Origin of the sequence: Corynebacterium sp. 74A, assembly GCF_008930665.1 — a bacterium.
Lineage (GTDB): Bacteria > Actinomycetota > Actinomycetes > Mycobacteriales > Mycobacteriaceae > Corynebacterium > Corynebacterium megadyptis.
On sequence record NZ_PQMG01000001.1, the window covers coordinates 453080 to 473066 of the forward strand.

Sequence of the window (19987 nt, forward strand, 5' to 3'; positions counted from 1 at the left end):
GCCGCATCGCCGCCGCGCAGCACCGTGTACTGACTTTCTAGTGAGAATAATAAGCCAGCGCAGCACAGAGGACTCCGAAAGCGTGCCTGTGGGAAGCGATGGGCCTTATACACTGTGAAGCTATGACTAATCGCCCGATGACGTTTCTTCTGGCCCCCGATTCTTTTAAGGGCACTGCCACAGCACAGCAGGCCTGCGCTCATCTTCGCGCCGGTATTCACGAGGTGCTTCCGGACGCCGAGGTCATCGCCTCCCCCATGGCCGATGGCGGCGAGGGAACATCCAGTCTCTTTGCCGGAACCCCGATCACTCTGCCCACAACCTCCGCCGATGGCAGGCTTATCGACGCCACCTATACCTTCATTCCGGCCCAGGGCTCCAACCCAGCCACCGCGGTGATCGACGTTGCTGCCGCCTCTGGCCTGCCCCAGGTCGGCGAAGGACACAGCCCGCTGAGCTCCGATACCTATGGCACCGGCGTGCTCATCGCCGATGCGGTGGAGCGGGGCGCGCAACGCATCGTGCTCGGCTTGGGCGGCACTGCCACCGTCGATGGCGGCACCGGCATTCTCGTCGCCCTCGGGGCGGTGCCCATGGATCACCGCGGCTATATGCTGCGCCAGGGCGGCGGGGATCTGCGCAATCTTGATTTCATCGATACCGCGCAGCTGAACGTGAAGGCCGCCGCCGTGGACTGGGTGCTGCTGGCGGATGTGACGAACCCCGCCACCGGAGCGCAGGGGGCGGCGGCAGTATTTGGGCCGCAAAAGGGTGCCAGCGACGCAGATATCGAGGTTCTGGATGCCGGTATTGCGCAGCTGTGCTCGGTCTGCGATGTGGACCCTGCCACCGCCGGCGGTGGCGCGGCGGGAGCGCTCCCGGTGGGCCTGAGCTGGCTATCGGGGCTGATCCATGGCACGAACGAGCACATTCAGCTCGTGCCCGGCGCGGAGTTTGTGGCCGCCCACCACGGCCTTGCCGAGAAGATTGCTGCCGCCGATGTGGTGGTCACGGGCGAGGGCCGAGTGGACGATACTTCCTTCGGCGGCAAGGTGGTAGGCCATATCAGCGAGTTGGCTGCTGCAGCTGATACCACCGCCGTGGTGGTGTGCGGGCGCTATGAGGCACAGCAGCGCCCAGCGATGGTGCAGGAACTCGCCCCTGGGATGGATGTGGCCGAGCAATTGCGCGCCGCCGGCAAGCAGCTCGCCGCAGACTGCGCTCGGAACTAACCGCCGCGGCGTTGAGCTTAGAGCCCTAGCTGGCCCATTAGGTCCTGGTATTGCTGCTCCCAGTCCTCGATGCTCTCCCCGGTGATGTCATTGAGCCCCTCAAGGGTCTCGAGGCCGCCGAGGTCGCCAAAGAGGTCGAGGCCGCCGTCACCAAAGAGTGATCCCACGAGGGAGTCCACTCCATCTTCATAGGCCTCGCTCAGCTGCCGCATATTCACATAAGGATCGCACACGAGCCAGGCCCCATCCTCCTTTTTCAGCAGGGTGGGGTATTTACTGTCCTCAAAGCGGATGCGCTGACGATCGTTGCCCACAAAATGCAGTTTTTCCACGGTCACGGCCTCCATGCCCGGCTCCGCCCCAGTGTCCCCCGCCAGCTTATCGAGCAAAGCGAGGTGATCAGGGTTGCCCTTGTGCTCCTCGCACATGTACTCATTGGCTTCCACGAAGGTGCTTGCCGAGTCATAGGCAGTGAGTGTCTCTTGGATGCCGTCGACCTCCGCGGCAAGGGCGCGTTTCTCACTGCCGGCCATCATCCACGCGGCGATACCAACGACGAGCGCCACCACGAGACCGATGGCGAGTCCGATGAAAAAGGGGCCGAAGGCAAATCGGCCGCCGGATGCCCCGCCAGCCCCACCCGACCCCTGGGGGCCGGTCGGGCCACCGGGGCCACCGGGGCCGCCGGCGGGAGCAGGCGTATCCCACTGGCCGTCATAGGTCTGGTTGCTCGCACCCTGCGGTCTAGGCTTGCCGGGGCGGGGTAAAAAACGGGTGTCCTCTGCTGCGTTCTGGGGACGATATGCGTCCTCGCGGCCATTCCAAGAGTTCTGGGGCGCCATGAAATATCCTTGTTCGCGGTGTGCTCGGGATGTCGGTCGTGGCCTCACTACCGCAGCTTCGCTACCGCGGTCTCACTACCGTGGTCGAGCTACACACTTGTTTTAGCCACAGAAGCACAGTGTAGCGCCCCTCACACGTGCTGGCAGCGATATCACTAGCGAGCTAACAGAACGGAACAGTAACGATGGCTAGGGATGTACCTGCACGGTCCAGGGATAGCGAGCCGGAAGCTCGAAAGCCATCTCGTTTTCGAGGGCAGCGGGATCGCGCGGAAGCGTAGCGGCGGGGGTGAAGAGCCGGGAGAGAACCATGACCAGCCCGTTGAGAGAGTGGGCGGGACGCTCAATATGCATGAGCATCCGAATCACCTCAGCATTAGCGAGCTCTCGGCCCTCATGCTGTTCGGCGTAGGTGTCGCGCAGCGCCTTTTCCACCCCCTCGAGAAGGGCTGGGTTCTGCTCGACGGCGCGGAGCTGTGCTTCTCCTACTTTGTTGTACTCGATGAGGCGAGAAAGTAGCAGTTCACAGCGTTGCTTGAGCTCGGGAATCTCTGCGGTGGGAACGAGACAATCGAAGATGACCTGTGCCATGCTTGCATGCTAGTCGAGGGTGCAGCTAATACGCTAGAGTCCATGAGTTCTCCCATGTATTCCCGACCCGCCCCCTTGCAAACGATGGCGGACGGCACAATCAAGCAGATTAACCCGTTCTCCGGCACGGAGGTGTGGACGGTGCCCGGCCGCGGCAATCGCCCACTCGCCGTGCCGAAGGTGGAGACCACGCCCCTACGGGACGAGGACCGGGACACCTCCTGTGCCTTTGGCGCGGCCCGCCTGCTCGAGACCCCGCCGGAGAAATCACGCATCGTGCGCACCGATCTCGGCTGGGAGATCAAGCGCGGGCTGCTGCCGAGCGAGCTGGATGAGAATTACGCCTTCCGCCGAGTGCCGAACCTCTTCGAAATCCTGTCCTTTGATTATTGGCAGGCCAATTATGACCTGACCATCGATGAGGAGACCTCACAGCGCATGCACACCTATATTGCGGATCCCGCGGGCCGCGAGCATGTACTCAATATTGTGCGGACCCGTATGCGCGCCTCCGGTATCCCCGAGGCCCAGGTGATGGCCACCACCGAGGAGGATTTACTGGCCAAGGCGCCGGGCTATTTCGCCGGCGGCCATGACGTAATTATCGGACGGCGCCATTTTAAGGACGACGCCACCGACACCTCAGGGTTGGCCTCATCGGGCACCCTCAGCGTGGATGAGCACCGCGCCTTCATCCGTTTCACCGTGGACTCCATGCGGGATCTCTACCGCCACAACCGCTATGCCCCCTATGTTGCGGTGTTCCAAAACTGGTTGAAACCCGCCGGCGCCTCCTTCGATCACCTGCACAAGCAGCTGGTGGCCATCGATGATCGCGGGGTACAGGCAGAGGGCGAGATCTCACGGCTGCGCGCGAATCCCAATATGTATAACGAGTGGGCTGTAGATTATGCCCACCGCCACAATCTCGTGATCGCCGAGAATGATCACGCCGTGTGCTTTGCCGGGTTCGGGCACCGCTACCCCACTCTGGAGATCTTCTCTAAGTCGGCGCGCTCCGAGCCGTGGAATCACACTGATGATGAGCGCGATGGCATGAGTGATCTCATCCACGCCTGCCACGCCGCCACCGGCGCCGAGGTTCCGTGCAATGAGGAGTGGCACCACAAGCCCATCAACTTGGATTTGCCGATGCCGTGGCGGGTAATGATTAAGTGGCGCGTCTCTACGCTTGCCGGTTTTGAGGGCGGCACCAAGATTTATTTGAACACCATGTCGCCCTACACGGTGCGCGATCGGGTGGTCTCACGGCTCTACGAGCTGCGTGAGAAGAAAAAGGTGGCCTCTAACCTGCGCATTGCCACGGAGGTGGAGCTGCGCCCCAACTCGCTGCGCTATACCCCCTCCCTGCCGTAAGGCGACGGAAAGGAGGCGCGGCTAGGCGCTTATCGACGCTTTATTGCCCGCTCTCCTGCTCGCCGCGCAGCCGCGCCCAGGTCTGCTCGGCCTCGGGCGCGGGCTCGACGTTGATCCCGTCCGCGGCAGGAACAAAGGGCATGGTTACTGCCTGCACCGAGCCATTACGGGTGGCCGAGAGCGCCTTGGTGGCGTTGTTCATCGAGATCAACCCCTCCGAGGTAGTGATGTGCGGCCCCAAGTCGTGGACGATATCCATCAGCTCCGGAATGTCCCACGGCACGCGCTTTTCTGACAGGCGCGCTGCAAACGCCTCTATGAGCATGTGCTGACGATCAATGCGGGCAATATCCGACTCATTGTCGATGCCATAGCGCGCTTGGGAAAAGGCAAAGGCCGTGGCGCCGTCGACGGTATGGCAGCCCTCTTTCAGCCCCGCAATGGCGGCGGCGTGCGCCGCCGAGGCGCACAGCTCCACCCCGCCGAGGCGGTCGATGGCCGTCTCAATAGCCTTCGAATCCAGCACCATCGAGCCTTCCACGCTGATCCCGGAGAGATCGTGCACTGTTTTCTCGGCGCAGGCGATCCCATAGGGGGAGGCTTGGGCGGCGCTATCGCTCGAGGCGCCGAAGGCATAGGCGGCGTTGATCTTGGTGTACTGCGGCTCGGTACTGCTGCCATCGGAGCGCTCGCATGTCGGAATATCCACCAAGGTGTCGCGCGGGATCGAGACCATCTCAATCGGGGTTCCCGACTTCAACCGAGCCAGCACCATGACATCGGTACGGCCCACATCACCAGGGCGTTCGGAGCGGGAGTTCAGCAATTCAGCATTACCGCCGGCGCGGGTATCCCGCACCATCACGAGGTAGATGCCGTTGTGACTGGGGGGTGCGGCCGTGTCTGCTGCCGGCCGCTCGGAGGTCGCGGTCTGATAGCCGGAGAACATCCAATACGCAGCACCCAAGGCCACAATGGAGCCGATTATAAGGAGCACGAACACTGCCACAAGGGCAATAAGTCCACGTCGTACCATCCGGTGCATAGCTGCCATGCTAGCACCTCAGAATGGCAATTCTCCGCTTTACAATCGCCATTTATTACCCCTATGTTGGGGCAACATGAGGAGTTGACTATATTCCCCCAGTCTCCATAACCCAAGGATAATCATACTTTTCAACAAAACACGAGCGTTACCCCTCCACGGAGAAAACATTCAATCCACCATCCTTAGCTCAAACTTGGACATATCTGTCTGGATTTTCGATAAGATCACCATGTCCAAAATCTGCCCCGTCTATTACGTTTGGTGGCCGACTACATGCTTGACGCGATACGGTCTGTATCGACGAATCGGAAGCCCTCGGACTTAGAGAGCCAATCCGCACCTCCTCGACCGCTGAGCATACGACAAGCCCAACGCAATCTGCGCCAGCGCATAGTGGTCATGGATGCGTTAAGCGTGGCTTTAGCTGTGTTCTGTGCAGATTTAGTGCGCTTTGGTAACCATGACTCTTATGCCCAGGCAGGTTCTCGACAGATTCCTTATTTACTGATCACTCCATTGATCGCCATCGGATGGTTCATTACCCTACGTATCATCCAAGCCGCCGATGAACGCGTGATCGCCGACGGGGCGGAGACCTATACGCGGGTGGTCCACTCCACCTTCATCGTCTTCGGCCTTATCTCGATCGCGAGCGTTCTCACAGAGACGGATCTTTCTCGCGGTTACCTCTTCGTGGCCCTATCTTTGGGACTTGCGCTCCTTCTTCTCAGCCGCTGGTTATCGCGGCGACAGTTGTGGCACAACTACAAAAAAGGACGCTGTGAACGACGCGTGATTGCTGTCGGTAGCTCCACTCTCGGCGAGCTACTGAACACCGCTGTCAATAGCCAAGCTACTCCATGGCGAATCGTAGGCCTGTGCAGCACCGAACCCTCAGAGGAACTCCAGCGGCTGCCAGGTGTGCACGCTTCCACCCCAACGGTATTCAGCTGGCGCGATATTAAGTGCCTCGCGCAACGCACCGGCGCCGATACCGTAGCGATTGCAGGCGCTTACACCATCGGTTTGCAGGGCATGCGTGAGCTCAGCTGGGACCTAGAGGAGCTCAACGTGGATATCTTGGTGGCGCCAGGCATCATCGATGTGGCCGGCCCTCGCATGCTGGTACGTCCCGTGGCGGGAATCCCGCTCATCCACGTCGATAAGCCGCGCTATCGTGGCGCCAGCAGACTGGGAAAGCTGCTGCTGGACAAAGTCGGCGCAACACTGCTCATTCTGTTCTTCTCTCCCGTGCTACTGATCTGTGCACTCGGGGTGAAACTCACCAGCCGCGGTCCTGTGTTCTACGTGGCGGAGCGTTTAGGCCTTAATAACGAACCCTTCGGCATGATCAAGTTTCGCTCTATGGTCAATGACGCCGACAAAATGAAAGAGCAGCTACGTTCACAGAATGAGTGCGAGGGTGGGGTGCTGTTCAAAATGAAAGACGATCCCCGCATCACACCTTTCGGTAAGTTCTTGCGTCGCTTCAGCTTGGACGAACTGCCCCAGCTCTTCAATGTTCTCGGCGGCAGCATGAGCCTGGTCGGTCCTCGTCCACCACTGCGCGAAGAAGTAATGCAATACGATCCCTTCGTCGCCCGCCGCATGCTCGTCCGCCCCGGTATGACTGGGCTATGGCAAGTCTCGGGCCGGTCCAACCTATCGTGGGAGCAGTCCGTACGCTTGGATCTGTCTTATGTTGAAAACTGGTCGCTGTTGGAAGACATCCACATTTTGTGGAGCACCCTGCGTGCTGTGCTTTCCCGCGACGGCGCCTACTAGCCCCCCCCTTACCCGACGGTGCGCCCCGCTACTCCTCGGCCCACCACCTGCTGCCCTACCCCACCGAAACATCTGTCAAGGACGCCCTTCATGACTATCACTTCATTTAAGAATTTCTTTTCTCACCGTTGGTGGATCATTCTGCTGGTGATGTTGCTTGGTATCCCCGCCGGTCTCGGCGTCTCCTATCTGCGGGAAGATCGCTACGTCTCCCAGGCCACGGTGTATATCTCGGTGAACCAATCTACCGGCGAGGCCGCCAATCCCTACCAGGCCAGCTTGACCTCACAGCAAATGGTGAAGTCCTATGCGGAGCTAGTGACCAACGCCGCTGTCACCAACAAGGTGGTTGATCGAGTGGTGCCGCCGATTTCCCGAAAGCAGGTGGAGGACGCAGTCTCTGCCAGCGCCAATGCCAATTCGGTGCTGCTGGAAATCTCCGCCACCACCGATCAGGCGCAGCTGTCCAAAGACATTGCTGACGCCACCATCGAGATATTCACCGACATGGTGAAAAAGACCTCAACCCCAGAGGGACAATCCCTGCCTACTATCTCCGCGAATGTGGTGGCACCGCCGTCACTGCCGACCGAGCCGAGCAACCCTAGCCCCGCGGCTTTCGCTCTCGCCGGCGCCTTCCTCGGCCTCGCACTCGGACTGCTTATCGCACTTATTGTGCACATGACCGACCGTCGCCTGCGCACCCACTCCGACGTCGCTGAGATCACCACCCTGCCGCAACTAGGCACCATCCCAGAGGACAAGCACATCAGCGAAAACAAGCAGATCGACTTCAGCGGCGGCTTCTCCCGCACCGCGGAGTCCTTCCGCACCCTGCGCACGAACCTGCAGTTCTGCGCGATCGACAACAATCCGCGGATCATCCAGATCACCAGTGCTCTCGCAGGCTCTGGCAAGTCCATCACCGCACTCAACCTGGCCGCCTCACTGGCTGAGCAGGGCGAGAAGGTCTGCCTCATCGAGGGCGATCTGCGCCGGCCTCGTCTCACCGAGTACATGGGGATCGACGCCCCTGTAGGTTTGACCAGTGTCCTGCGCCGCGAGATGGACCTCGAGGATGCGCTTATCGACGACGCCTCCGGGGTGACTCTCCTCGCTGCCGGTCCGATCCCGCCAAACCCGGCCGAGATTATTGGATCCAATGCCATGGCCGAGCTGCTGCAGCAGCTCAAGGACACCTATGACTATGTGATCGTGGATTCAGCGCCCGTGCTGCCGGTGACCGACGCCGCGCTACTGGCCCGCATCGTCGATGGCACCGTGATGATCGCTCGGTGGAATACCACCACCCGCGATAACCTCACCTCCTCTATCGACGCCCTCGAGAAAGTGAACGCCAAACTGCTCGGCGTGGTGCTCAGCCGCACCGTGGAGTCCGGCCGCAAGTCGGACTACAACCACTACTACGACCGCGTGGACGAGGCGAAGGACACGGCAGAATCCAGCAAGGAATCCTCCGAGTCCGCCACCACGAAGACGGAAAGCTAGGCCTGTGGCATCCACCAAAGACCGCATCATTAGCGTGCTGCCCCAGCCCGTATTCCAGCTGCTTCGCCGTGGCCGAGCCACGGCGCTGAACTTGCGTGATCACGACCGGGCCCTGGCCAGCTATAGTGCCAGTGATCGGCGCGTCTTGTCCGCCCACCAGGCATGCGCATCGCAGCAACACCGGCGCGGCACCGTACTCATCGCCTCGACGGGTGTGGCCAATATTGGCGATCAAGCCATGCTCAACGCCGCCCTGCAGACAGTGCCTGGCCCAGTGACTGTGGTGGCCAAGTCGGAGTCCACCTACACGATCGAGCGCGAGGACGTCACCGTCGTCCACGCTGCCGAGGCCTTCTATGGCTATGGCGGCGCCCGCGCCGCCGCGGTGGAGACTCTCGCCGAGTACATCGCCCAGGCGAACCACCTCTGCATCATTGGCGCCGACATCATCGACGGCGGCTACCAGCGCGGCGTGGCATATAAAACATGGTCGCTGGCCCGCGCCGCCGCCGAGGCCGGCTATGACACCCGCATTCTCGGCTTTAGTTGGGGCACTGCAGTAGACGAGCAGGTTAGCTCCATCGCCCGCGCCGCGCTCGCAGCCGGCGTACAGGCCTGCTGCCGCGACAGCATCTCCTATCAGCGCTTCCGCGCCGACACTCAGGAGATTGGCGACTGCGACCATGTGGCCGATGTGGTCTTTACTCTGCCCACCGCCACTGCGCCGGCAGCTGCCGCACCCACCCAGCCCTATACGCTCATTAATGTCTCGGGCCTGATTTCTCATCGCATGGATCAGGTGCAGGATTATCTGCAGGTATGCCGCTATCTATCGAGTCACGGCCGGGAGCTCGTCTTCATCCCGCACGTGGCAAATCGCGGTGGCGACGACCGGCAGGCTATTCGCGAGGTCACCACGGTCCTAGACACCGAGCACATCCCTTATCGCGTCCTGCCTGATCTTCTCTCTCCCGCCGAAGTGGCGCAGTGGGCAGCCGGGGCAGAGAGCGTGGTCACCGGCCGGATGCACCTCTCAATTCTCAGCTTCTCCAACCTCACTCCCGCGGTAGTGCTTGGCACCCAGGGCAAGGTGGAGGGCTTGGTTTCCGACCTCGAGCTGCCGTGGCTGCTGGTGGAACCGCGCCCTGGTATGGTCGGAGCCATCTGCGCCGCTCTGGAGCGCATTGCCAGCGACCCCGAGGCTGTCCACGAAACCCTGCGCACCACGGTGCCGCAGCTACGAGAGCGAGCGGCTGAGAATTTTAGGGGGCTATAGACTGTGGCCCAGCACACCTCCGTACTCGTGAACCGCGAGGAGCAGAACATCACTAGCGTGGTGGCGCAGGAGCTGCTCCGCTTTGGTGGCTCCCTCGCGCTCGTTCTGGTGCTCTACGGGGTACCGATGCTGCTGTTCGCTAACGGAACCATCATCGAGTCTGCGGTGATGTCTTTGCTCTTCGTCAGCATTGTCGCGCTGATTCTCTCGCTGCTCTCGCCGGTGACGGCGCTGCTGGTGGCCATTTTGGCCGCGGTGTTTCAAAATGCCATTCTGGGAATGATGCACAACGGCTCCGGCAATATCACCGTAGTGATCAGTGAAACCAAGACGATCATTGCTTTCATCTTGGCTGGGGTGCTGCTCCTCAAGGCCGTCTACCTCCAGCGCTCCACGATTCCGCTCTTCATCACCGCTGTGGTGTTCGGGCTGTACACCATCGGCCACAACGCGGGCCTCGACGCCAGTTTCGCAGCCAATGCCCGCAATTTCCTCGGACCTGTTCTCCTCATGCTCGCCCTAGCCACCTACACCCCCGTGGCCCGAGCGCTGCCGCGCGTGCAACTCTATGTCATGGTCTGCACCCTGTCGGCGGTGCTGGTGCTCGGATCACTGTTGGAGTACGCCATCGGCTCGCGGCACTGGAAGGCGCTGCTCAATGTGGAGCACATCGCGGGACTGAACGCGCTATCGGAGCAAACTATTGTCTTCGGCCGCACCGCCACCCGCGTCGGAGGCTTCCTCGTGGAACCCATCAACGCCGGCTATGTAGCCAGCTTCGTATTGATCTTCGCGCTGATCGAAATCATCCGGCAACTCTTTGTCTGCGAACACCCGAACGGGATGGCCGTCAGCGCGCTGGGAATCTCCGCAGTGTTTTTGATCATCACCATTTCTCTGGCCGCCACCAAGAACTCCATTCTGGTGGTCGCCACCGGCATTATCACCTATGTGCTGCTGCTCTGGTGGCGCAACCACCGACACTGGGCTTTTTGGGCCTCGGTGGCTATTGGTACAGTTCTCACCTTCGGCTACACCACCATGGTCAAAGGCCCCTCCTACATCGTGAATGTGTGGACGAACCCGGTGGGCACCTCCGGTGGTGAATCCTCCAGTATTCACATCGCTGGGCTGCTCAGCGGGCTGTACTCGATCGCCGATAATCCCCTCGGTTTCGGTGTGGGCAGCGGCGGTAATTTCTACCGTCTCTACCATCCCGAGATCCCCCGCCAATTGTGGCTGGAATCCGGCGGCGAAAGCGCCATCGGCACCTTAGTGTTCCAGATGGGCGTCATCGGCCTGCTCCTGCTGGCCTACGCGATCTATCTCGTCCTGCCGCGGCTGGATACAACCGGTGTTGCAGTACTCGCCGCGTGGTTTGCCGCCGCGCTCTTTTCCGAGGCCACCTTCGGTTCTATCGTGACCGTTCCGGCACTCGCCTTCGCCGCCTATCTGTCGGCCCACTCTGATCCCGCCCTTCCACAGGGCGCATCCACAACGCAGAACGGAGATCCAGCATGACCGTCCTCCGCCGCCTTTGGGAGCGTATTCCGCGCGTTGCCGTCGATAAGCGCTCCGAGCATTCCCCCAGCATCAACGGCATCGCTGTGTTCCGCGGCGATCTGGCCGCGGCCACCACGATGCTTCTCGACGCCATCCGCCCCTCTTCTCCCCTGCTGGCGATCACTCCCAACGTGGATCAGCTCAACCGCCTGATCACCGATGAGCACTGGCGCGAGGAATTTGGCTCCGCCGATGCGCTCTTTGTCGACGGCGCCCCGCTGCTCGCTCTTTTCCGCCTCCTCAAGGCCCATGACGTTTACCGCGTTACCGGCGCGGACCTTTTGCCCGCGGTGGCTGCTGCGGCCGCCACGCAGGATCGCACCATCGCCGTACTTGGGGGACGTGATGATATCCGCGAGGCCGCGGTGCGCCAGCTTCGTGCAGATAACCCAGGAGCGTCGATCCATGGCGTCTCTATTCCTTTTAGCGAGGATCTCACCGCTAACCCGGCCACCATCGCCACGCTGCGCGAACTCCAACCGGATGTGTCTTTCGTGTGCTTGGGCAGCCCGAAGCAGGAGCGCTGGGTGCTAGCCAATATCGAGCAGCTGCCCGCCGGCTGGTATGTTGGCGCGGGCGCAGCCGTGGACTTCGCGGCGGGCACCACCCAACGCGCCCCACAGCTGCTGCAAAAACTCGGCCTCGAGTGGGCCTATCGCCTCTCCCAGGAGCCGCGCCGCCTAGCGAAGCGCTACCTGGTGGTGGGCCCACTCTTCCTCGTTGTTATCGCCCGTGCCCTTGTCCAGTCAGCCCGAAAGAATAGCTAAATCTATGTCTACGCCCCGCACAGCTTTTAGCATCCGCGATGTCACCCAACGCGACTTCTGCATCGGGTGCGGCGGCTGCTCTATCGCCACCGAGGGCAGCATTCCCATCACGCTGTCTCGCGATGGACAGTATCGAGCAGGCGATCTCTCCGAGCACGCTGAAAATGTATCCGGGGTGTGCCCCTTCAGTGATGACTCCCCCACCGAGGACGATCTCGCCGCACCGCGCTATGCGGAGCACTGCAGCTACACCACCGCGATCGGCTATCACCGCGCCCTCTACGCCGGCCGGGTCCTCAGCGATGATTATCGCCTCGGTTCCTCCTCCGGCGGGCTGGTGTCTTTTGTCGCCGGCGCGCTGCTGTCTGCCGGCGCTGTCGATGGCATCATCCACGTCAAACGCACCTCCACAGACGAGGCGGATCAACCGCTCTTTGCCTTCGGGATCTCCACCACCCTCGAGGAGCTGCGGGCCCACCGCAAGTCTGTGTACTACCCGGTGGAGTTTTCCCAGGCGCTCGCCAGCGCCCAGCGCGCCGGCGGCCGCTATGTGTTCATTGGTATTCCCTGCCACGTGCGCGCTTTGAGGCTGCTCCAGCAGCGCGATCCGGAGCTGAGTGAGCTTGTGCCCTACACCATCGGTTTGGTGTGCGGGCATATGAAGACCACCGGCTTTGCCGAGTCGCTGGGCTGGCAGCTCGGCATCGAGCCGGCGAATCTGCGGGCTGTGGATTTCCGGGTAAAAGATCGCGTCGGCCCAGCCAATCGCTATGCCACCTCGGCCACCGATCGCGCCGGCCGCACCCGCACCAAAAAGACCTTCGAAATGCTCGGCACCAACTGGGGCCATGGCTTCTTCCAGCCCAAGGCCTGCAATGTCTGCGATGATATTTTCGCCGAGACCGCCGATATCGCCTTCGGCGACGCCTGGCTGCCCCGCTATGCCTCGGATCCGCTGGGCCACAATGTGGTGGTGGTGCGCAACCCTGAGCTCCACGAGCTGCTCCTGCGCGCCGAACAGACCGGCGAGGTGTTCTTAGAGGAGCTCTCTGAGGAGGACACTCTCAAAACCCAATCCGGCAATGTGCGCCACCGTCGCATCGGCGTGGAGGTGCGCCTCGCCGACGATATCGCGGCAGGGCTTCCCGTGCCCCACAAGCGGGTCGAGCCAGGCTATGAGCACGCCGATGACAAGCGCGTCGCCCTCATCCGTCGCCGCCGCGCGCTCAGCGAGCTCTCCATTTCCAGCTTCCGAGAGGCCCGCGAGAAGAACTCGTGGCGTCACTTTCTCGCAGCCATCGGCCCCAGCGTGAAGGCCTATGATGCCCAGGGCGCACAGTCGCGGCTGGCCCGCATTCTGGCGCCGCTGCCGCTGAGCATGCAGCTGCGGCTACGCACAGTATTAATGGGTACGCGCACCCTGATTTCTCGGTTTCGCCGTAGGTAGGTACGCCGTTAGCGGGCACCCTTGCGGTGCTTCGGCTGGTAGCTCTCCGCGCCGGAGAGCTTGTGGATTGCCCGCCAGTACAGCACGGCGGTGGTAACACGGCTGAGGAGCCGACCAATGAGCACGCCCACCACGCCGATGACGCTAAACAGCCCGAGGCCCACCACCACCATCACGGTGATGGAGACCAGCGAAGCGGGCACAAAATAGCGCTGCCCGTTGAGCATCACCAGCAGGCGCATGGCGGCAAAGACGTACACGATCGGCAGCGTGGCTACCAGCAGCACGGAAGAATAGGCGGCGACCGAGCCCACGGCCTCTGGGCCAATTCCACTCATGGCCACCACGAGGGCCACGCCCGCCCCCGGCAGGGCAATGGCGGCGACGGCGGCGAGGAGGCGTCGAACATCGCGGGTAAAACGCGCATAGGCCTCGCGATAATCCGACTGCCCAGCGGCATCCGCCCACCGCTTCATGCGCGGCAGAATCCCCAGCGCATAGGCTGCCTGGATGATGATGTAGGCAATCTTGTCCGCAAGCTCATAGAAGGTGATAGCGCCCTGGCCGACAGAGGAGATCACCGAGCGCTCGATCAGCACCGATGCTTGAGTGATGCCATTGGAGCCGAATTGCTGATACAGCGACAGCGCGCCACCTGTGGCCTGCGGGGAAGAATCGGTGTTGTCGAGCCCAGCGGCTGTGGCCCTATCGATGGGTTCATCGGCGAGGAAGCGTCGTTGCGCTAGGGCGAGGACCACGACACGTAGGATTTCCCCGAGCAGGAAGAACACCACCAATTCTCCGCCCTCGAAAGGCAGTACCAGCACCGCCACGATGAGCACGAGATAGCGCAAGCCCTGCGTGCTGAGGGGAATATAGCTGCGGTCTTCCAAGATCAGACACGCCGACAGCGGGCTGGCGAAACAGGCCACCAACACCGCGATGGCCACCACCAGCAGCCACACGCCCTGATCAGCGGGCAAACCACCGGTGAAAAGGAAAGCGATAAACGTCACCGCAGCCACCACTGTCACGCCGACCGCGGCGGGCACCGCCAGCGCCCGCACACAGCGCAGTACCGCAGCGCGCACCGTCGCCCCCGCGGTGAGAGAGCGGGACAGCTCCGCCACGGCATAGGCTTCCGCGGCCTGGGTGACAATAGCCGTGCCCAAGATGCTCACGGTGAGCAGCACAATGACGCGGTCCGAGTCCGCGGCGTCGAGGCGCAGCGCCAAGATAAAAGGAAGAAGCAACCCGGGGCCGAGCCCAAGCCCCATCGCGATGAGCTGGCGGAGCTTAGAAACTGTCACTGCGTCGCCTCGCTAGTCGCCACGTCTGCATACCTCCACTACTGCTGGCCGCATTGAAGAGCCGTGTTCTAATAGGCCTATGACTCTCAAGATTCTGACAGTGTGCACCGGAAATATCTGCCGTTCCCCGTATATCGAGTATCGCCTCGCCCACGCGGCCGCAGCCGCCGGGCTCGAGGTACAAGTAGATAGTGCGGGCACCCAAGCAACTAATGGTACCCCCTATCATCCGCATACCTTAAGCCTGCTTGAGAAGCAGGGAATAGACGCCAGCCAGGGAAGCTCGCGGTATCTCACGGCAGCCATTGCCAGGGACTATGACCTCGTTATCGCCGCAGCTGAGGACCATATTCCAGCCATCGCACGCACCGCGCCGGCGGCGTGGCGGTCCTGCATTACCTTGAGGCATCTCGCGAGCCTCAATCCGGAGGAGATCCGCCCCAGAACACCCATCATGGGCCAGCCGGAGACGAAACGAGTAGCCCAGAACGCCTCGGCTGGATCATTCAGCATCAGCGACCCCATCGGCCAGCCCCTCGCTGCTTTCGAGGCCATGGCCGCGAGCGTCGACGCCGCCCTCCCCCACGCCCTGCGGGTGATCGAGAAGCTAGCCGCGGAAAAGTAGAGCGGCATGGGAGCGGGCGGGGGCGGCTGAGGTGTGCTGGAGTTCCTCGGCGATCGGGACGGGAGTTCACACGCGCGGCGAGGCCGCCAACGAGATCGGCTGCATATCCGCGGCCAAGGCACACATCGGCAGCCTCCTAAGAGGTTGCTTGGCCCCTCCCTTTGGGAAGTGGGAAGCGCTCCAATGCCTTCAACGCCAATTCACGGGTGCGTTGTTCGATGTCCTCACCGGTCCACGAGTCCCGGTCCTTCAAGTCGGCGTTCAGCGCAAGCCCATTTTTGTAACCAATGGGGCGGTCCTTGGCGTCCGTGCGATCACGCTTTTCCACGAATGACTTGTTGCCAAGGTTGCTGTTGTATGCGGTGATAGTGAGATTTCCCAGCCGGTGTTTGTGAAGTTCCTGCTTTTCGGCAGCACGTTCCTTACCACCGAGCATCTCCGTCCACGACGCCGGCAAATTCTCCCCTTGCGGAAGGATGTGCTCGATGGTCCACACGAAGTGGGTTTTATCTTGACGCCACAGATCAACCCACGACTCTCTGGTCATGGCATCCTCGGCTAGTGTGGCCAAGATAAATCGTGCGACGTCAGTATTTTCCTCATAAATGCGGCCTAAGAGCCGTTCATGGAAATCTGTGTCGGAGGCCGAAACCGCTCTGATTTTCTCACCGATAATCTCAAGCACATCATTGCCTCTAGCATCACCGATCTCAGAGATGGTTGCCATGAACAACCTCGCTAGCGCGTGGGTGGGCGGGTAACCAGTGAGGTTTCGGCGGATGAAAAAGTTCGTGAGCACATCCACGACACTCTCGAGCTGATCATCACTGAGCTGCAGTTCATCCTGCTTCGTCATGAGCCACAGCAAAAGAACATAGGACGGTGCGCCTTGCGCACGCATGAGCCGCTGGAACGCTCGGTCCAAAGATGTTGACTCCTCAGGCACAGCAACGCAGTTGATGCGGCCGTACACCTTGCTGGCGTTGACGAGAGCATCAACAACAGGTACGAGATCCTGCTCTAAAATTTTCTCGTACACCCGTATCAAGTTGGACTTCATCGCAACGTACGCTTTGGGCACCTCTGGGAGGTCCTGTTTGAAGGCGTTGTAGTAATGCCTGAGGAAACGCTCCTGAGTGGAGTAGCTATCGCCAAGATTGACCAGCATCTCGTTCCAGCGCTTGAAGGCCTTATCGACATCCATGATCTTGCGCTTTTCGGACTCAGCTAAGAGTTGATTTTTGATCAAATCGACGGGAGAAAGCGGCAAGCCACGGTTATTCAGTGACTCGAAGAGAATGAATGCATCGGCGTTGCTATCAACCTCGATTTTTACGATGACTGCCTGGAGTGCTGCCTCGCGCAGCTGAAGCGCCGCCGTCGTTTCACTCAGTCCTTCCGTTTCGGCGAGCTTCTGAATAGCCGAACGAAAGTACTCCCAACATTTAGAGATCCTGCGGAGGCGGTAATACGGTTCCTTGTGGCTCTCAACTGATAATCCAGCGTCCGAGAGAACCTGGAGAAAATCAGCGAGGTTATGGCCCTGTTTCTGGGGCGTGACCCGCGGATGCTCGTCGGCTTTACGCACCAACTGGCGACGGAGATTATTAACGTCGGTCCGAGCGTCCTCGTCGAGCTCGTCGATGTGTTCCTTGAGAACCGAGTAGACCGCCGCTAGAAGCAGCGTCAGCGTTGTGAGTCGCTGTTGCCCGTCGACCACTTGGAGAATGTTTCCCTCAAGGGCGTCCGTAGTTTGGTCGAGCGTAATGATAGTGCCGAGGAAGTGTGACCCTTCGGCATTGATCAAGTCTTCGAACAAGTCCTCCCAGTGGGCCTTGCTCCATGAATACTCACGCTGATAAGGCGGAATTTTATAGAGCACATTGCCCTCGTGACTGAAGAGACTATGCACCGCATACTGGCTAGCTGACTTGATCATTACAACGGTTCCTTACTTGTTGCTGCGAGCTTCACGCCCTACACGTTGAACTTAAACTCCACCACGTCGCCGTCAGTCATGACGTAGTCCTTGCCCTCTTGGCGCACCTTGCCGTGAGCACGGGCTTCTGCCATCGATCCGGCGGCAGCGAGGTCCTCGAAGGAGACGACCTCAGCCTTAATGAAGCCCTTTTCGAAGTCGGTGTGGATCACGCCAGCGGCCTGGGGCGCGGTATCGCCCTTGTGGATGGTCCAGGCGCGGGCTTCCTTCGGGCCGGCAGTGAGATAGGTCTGCAAACCAAGGGTCTCGAAGCCGGCGCGAGCCAGCGAGGCCAGGCCCGGCTCGTCTTGGCCGACGCTTTCGAGCAACTCGGCTGCTTCTTCCTCATCGAGTTCGAGAAGCTCCGCCTCGGTCTTAGCGTCAAGGAAGACGCAATCGGCGGGGGCGACGAGCTCGCGCAACTCCTGCTTGCGGGCGTTATCGCTGAGCACGTCTTCGTCGGCGTTGAACACGTACAAGAAGGGCTTAGAGGTCAAAAAGTGCAGCTCGCGGAGAAGGGAGAGGTCCACATCCCCAGATACGGATGCGGCGAAGAGCGTGCGGTCATCCTCGAGGATCTCCTGCGCCTTCTTCACCTCGGCCACCATCGGGGCCTTGTCCTTATCCTTCTTGGCTTCCTTCTCCAGACGCGGCAGGGCCTTCTCAATGGTCTGCAGGTCTGCCAAGATCAGCTCGGTCTCAATGACGGAGATATCCGAGCGTGGGTCCACTGCACCATCCACGTGGATCACGTTCTCATCGGAGAAGGCGCGCACGACCTGGCAGATGGCGTCGGCCTCGCGGATGTTCGCGAGGAACTTATTGCCAAGCCCCTCGCCCTCAGAGGCACCCTTGACGATGCCGGCGATGTCCACGAAGGACACCGTGGCGGGGAGAATGCGCTCGGAGTGAAAAATCTCCGCGAGGGTGTTCAGGCGTGCATCGGGAAGCTCCACCAAACCCACATTGGGCTCGATGGTGGCGAAGGGATAGTTCGCAGCTAGCACGTCGTTGCGGGTCAGGGCATTAAACAGCGTGGACTTGCCCACATTGGGCAGGCCGACGATTCCAAGTGTAAGGCTCACGAGGCCTAATCCTAACAGCCGCGAGGCTGGGTCTTGGTGAGGTGTGCGTCGATAAGCCTGCTCCACCACGGGCTGAGCGTTCGCGGTTTCGCACGAGAGGTTTTTTGGGCAAGATAAATGACGTGAGCACTTCCACTAACGACGGCAGCGACTCCGCCCGCCCAGAACAGGACCGCGCGGCGGAAACCACCAGCCTGAACGATGAGGCGTCCAGCACCTTCGAAGCACTGGAATCCGATCCCATCGATCGCTCCGTGGTGATCTCGGATCTGATTAAGGACTTCGCATGGTGGTGCGTGCGCATCCTCATCATCTTCGCCACTGCGCTCGGGGCGGGCTGGCTGGCCACACAGTTCTGGAAAGGCCTGCTTCCCCTCATCCTCGCCCTGCTCGTCTCCTCGGTGCTGGTGGGGCCCACGAAGCGGCTCCGCAAGCTCGGGGTGCCCGCCGGGCTGGCCGCGATTCTTGTGTTATTAGCGGCGGTGGCGCTGCTCGCCGCGATTGTCTCCTTGATTGCGCCGTCGATGATTCGGCAGTCCCAAACGCTGTATCTCCAAACCTTGGAAGCGGTGCAACGCTTCCAGCTCTGGCTACAAGGGCCGCCACTGAACCTGCAAGAAAAGGACCTCACCGAGGCCTTTCAGTCCGGAACCAAATGGCTACAGGAGCAATCGGGCAATATCGCCGGCGAGCTCTTCGCCGGGCTGGGCGCGGCCGCATCCGTGATGCTCACACTCGTCGTGGTGTTGGTGCTCACCTTCTTCTTCCTCAAAGATGGCGAGCGCTTCCTGCCCTGGATGCGTAGCTTCACCGGCCGGCGCGTGGGCTGGCATCTCACAGAACTGCTGTCTCGTATCTGGGTCACGCTCTCCGGCTATATCCGGGTGCAGGCGGTGGTGTCCTTCATCGACGCCTTCTTCATCGGCCTCGGGTTGATAGTGGTGGGCGTTCCGCTGGCGCTGGCCCTTGCCGTGCTGACCTTTCTGGCCGGCTTTATCCCCATCGTGGGTGCTTTTGTCGCCGGGGCGCTCGCCGTTGTGGTGGCGCTGGTCTCACTGGGTATCAAGCAGGCCATCATCATCCTCATCATTGTGCTGGCAGTGCAGCAGCTTGAGGGCAATGTGTTGCAGCCGATGCTGCAGTCCAAGGCGATGAACCTGCACCCGGTGATCGTGCTGGTATCCGTAACCATTGGCGGTAGCCTATTCAACATTATCGGCGCCTTCCTCGCCGTGCCGTTCGCGGCAACCGTGGCCGTTATTTTGCGCTATATCTCGGATGTGGTCTCGCTCCGCTCCGGCGAGAAGCGGGCCGAGGATATTTCCTTCATCACGCAGCAGGGCTCTATCTCCGGCAAGCACACCGAGAAAGAAGCCCGCGAGCGACACACCCGCCTGCTCCTCCCACTGCGCTTCAGCAGCGATGCTGGCAGCGACAACGCCGACGACGACGCGAAGCGCTCGCACCGCGACGCCCCGAACTTTATCGCTAATTTGTTCGACAATCGCTCTAAAAAGTAGGCCCCGTGTCCGGCTCTGCCTCTAAGGTGGGG

General features: G+C 61.0%; 16 protein-coding genes. 10 read left to right on the forward strand and 6 right to left on the reverse strand.

Features of this window, described 5'->3' with window-relative positions; translation table 11 throughout:
* Window positions 1-122: 122 nt before the first annotated feature.
* Window positions 123-1232, forward strand: coding sequence for a glycerate kinase (locus GBB11_RS01975; protein WP_151548824.1), 1110 nt, complete (start codon window positions 123-125; stop codon window positions 1230-1232).
* A gap of 17 nt (window positions 1233-1249) precedes the next feature.
* Here GBB11_RS01975 and GBB11_RS10795 read toward each other — a convergent pair whose 3' ends face one another.
* A complete protein-coding gene (locus GBB11_RS10795) occupies window positions 1250-2074 on the reverse strand; it encodes a hypothetical protein (protein WP_192796288.1) in 825 nt (274 codons plus the stop codon).
* Window positions 2075-2263: 189 nt separating this feature from the next.
* The gene (locus GBB11_RS01985; protein ID WP_151548825.1) at window positions 2264-2665 is read right to left on the reverse strand and encodes a hypothetical protein; all 402 of its coding nucleotides are present in this window, start codon (window positions 2663-2665) and stop codon (window positions 2264-2266) included.
* A 42-nt stretch (window positions 2666-2707) separates the two neighbouring features.
* Here GBB11_RS01985 and GBB11_RS01990 point away from each other — a divergent pair, with 42 nt between their 5' ends.
* The gene (locus GBB11_RS01990) at window positions 2708-4042 is read left to right on the forward strand and encodes a DUF4921 family protein (protein WP_151548826.1); all 1335 of its coding nucleotides are present in this window, start codon (window positions 2708-2710) and stop codon (window positions 4040-4042) included.
* Between the two features lie 40 nt (window positions 4043-4082).
* Here GBB11_RS01990 and GBB11_RS01995 read toward each other — a convergent pair whose 3' ends face one another.
* Window positions 4083-5087, reverse strand: a complete 1005-nt coding sequence (locus GBB11_RS01995; protein ID WP_192796287.1) for an LCP family protein — start codon at window positions 5085-5087, stop codon at window positions 4083-4085.
* A 402-nt stretch (window positions 5088-5489) separates the two neighbouring features.
* On the opposite strand from GBB11_RS01995, the gene GBB11_RS02000 reads away from it, so the two are divergent.
* From GBB11_RS02000 to GBB11_RS02025, 6 genes are all read left to right on the forward strand, one after another.
* Window positions 5490-6875 carry a sugar transferase gene (locus GBB11_RS02000; protein WP_225979093.1) on the forward strand — a complete coding sequence of 462 codons (1386 nt, stop codon included), beginning with the start codon at window positions 5490-5492 and terminating at the stop codon, window positions 6873-6875.
* Between the two features lie 90 nt (window positions 6876-6965).
* Entirely contained in the window at window positions 6966-8384 is a 1419-nt protein-coding gene (locus GBB11_RS02005; protein ID WP_151550446.1) for a polysaccharide biosynthesis tyrosine autokinase, read from the forward strand.
* A gap of 4 nt (window positions 8385-8388) precedes the next feature.
* Entirely contained in the window at window positions 8389-9660 is a 1272-nt protein-coding gene (locus tag GBB11_RS02010) for a polysaccharide pyruvyl transferase family protein (protein ID WP_151548830.1), read from the forward strand.
* A gap of 3 nt (window positions 9661-9663) precedes the next feature.
* Window positions 9664-11181 (forward strand): hypothetical protein, encoded by a 1518-nt coding sequence (locus tag GBB11_RS02015; RefSeq protein WP_151548831.1) that lies wholly within the window; start codon window positions 9664-9666, stop codon window positions 11179-11181.
* Window positions 11178-11990 (forward strand): WecB/TagA/CpsF family glycosyltransferase, encoded by an 813-nt coding sequence (locus GBB11_RS02020; RefSeq protein WP_151548832.1) that lies wholly within the window; start codon window positions 11178-11180, stop codon window positions 11988-11990. Before GBB11_RS02015 ends, GBB11_RS02020 begins: the two co-directional genes overlap by 4 nt.
* Window positions 11991-11994: 4 nt before the next feature.
* Window positions 11995-13437 (forward strand): Coenzyme F420 hydrogenase/dehydrogenase, beta subunit C-terminal domain, encoded by a 1443-nt coding sequence (locus GBB11_RS02025; RefSeq protein WP_151548833.1) that lies wholly within the window; start codon window positions 11995-11997, stop codon window positions 13435-13437.
* Between the two features lie 8 nt (window positions 13438-13445).
* On the opposite strand, the gene GBB11_RS02030 is transcribed toward GBB11_RS02025, so the two are convergent.
* Window positions 13446-14747: a hypothetical protein gene (locus GBB11_RS02030; RefSeq protein ID WP_151548834.1), complete on the reverse strand. Its 1302-nt coding sequence runs from the start codon at window positions 14745-14747 to the stop codon at window positions 13446-13448.
* A 79-nt stretch (window positions 14748-14826) separates the two neighbouring features.
* Here GBB11_RS02030 and GBB11_RS02035 point away from each other — a divergent pair, with 79 nt between their 5' ends.
* A complete protein-coding gene (locus tag GBB11_RS02035) occupies window positions 14827-15372 on the forward strand; it encodes a hypothetical protein (protein ID WP_151548835.1) in 546 nt (181 codons plus the stop codon).
* A 136-nt stretch (window positions 15373-15508) separates the two neighbouring features.
* Here the strand turns inward: GBB11_RS02035 and GBB11_RS02040 are convergent, their stop codons facing one another.
* On the reverse strand, window positions 15509-17311 hold the full coding sequence (locus GBB11_RS02040; RefSeq protein ID WP_151548836.1) for a DUF262 domain-containing protein: 1803 nt from the start codon (window positions 17309-17311) through the stop codon (window positions 15509-15511).
* A gap of 38 nt (window positions 17312-17349) precedes the next feature.
* Window positions 17350-18435 (reverse strand): redox-regulated ATPase YchF, encoded by a 1086-nt coding sequence (ychF, locus tag GBB11_RS02045; protein WP_151548837.1) that lies wholly within the window; start codon window positions 18433-18435, stop codon window positions 17350-17352.
* 122 nt (window positions 18436-18557) lie between these two features.
* Here ychF and GBB11_RS02050 point away from each other — a divergent pair, with 122 nt between their 5' ends.
* Window positions 18558-19955, forward strand: coding sequence for an AI-2E family transporter (locus GBB11_RS02050; protein WP_151548838.1), 1398 nt, complete (start codon window positions 18558-18560; stop codon window positions 19953-19955).
* Window positions 19956-19987 lie beyond the last annotated feature (32 nt).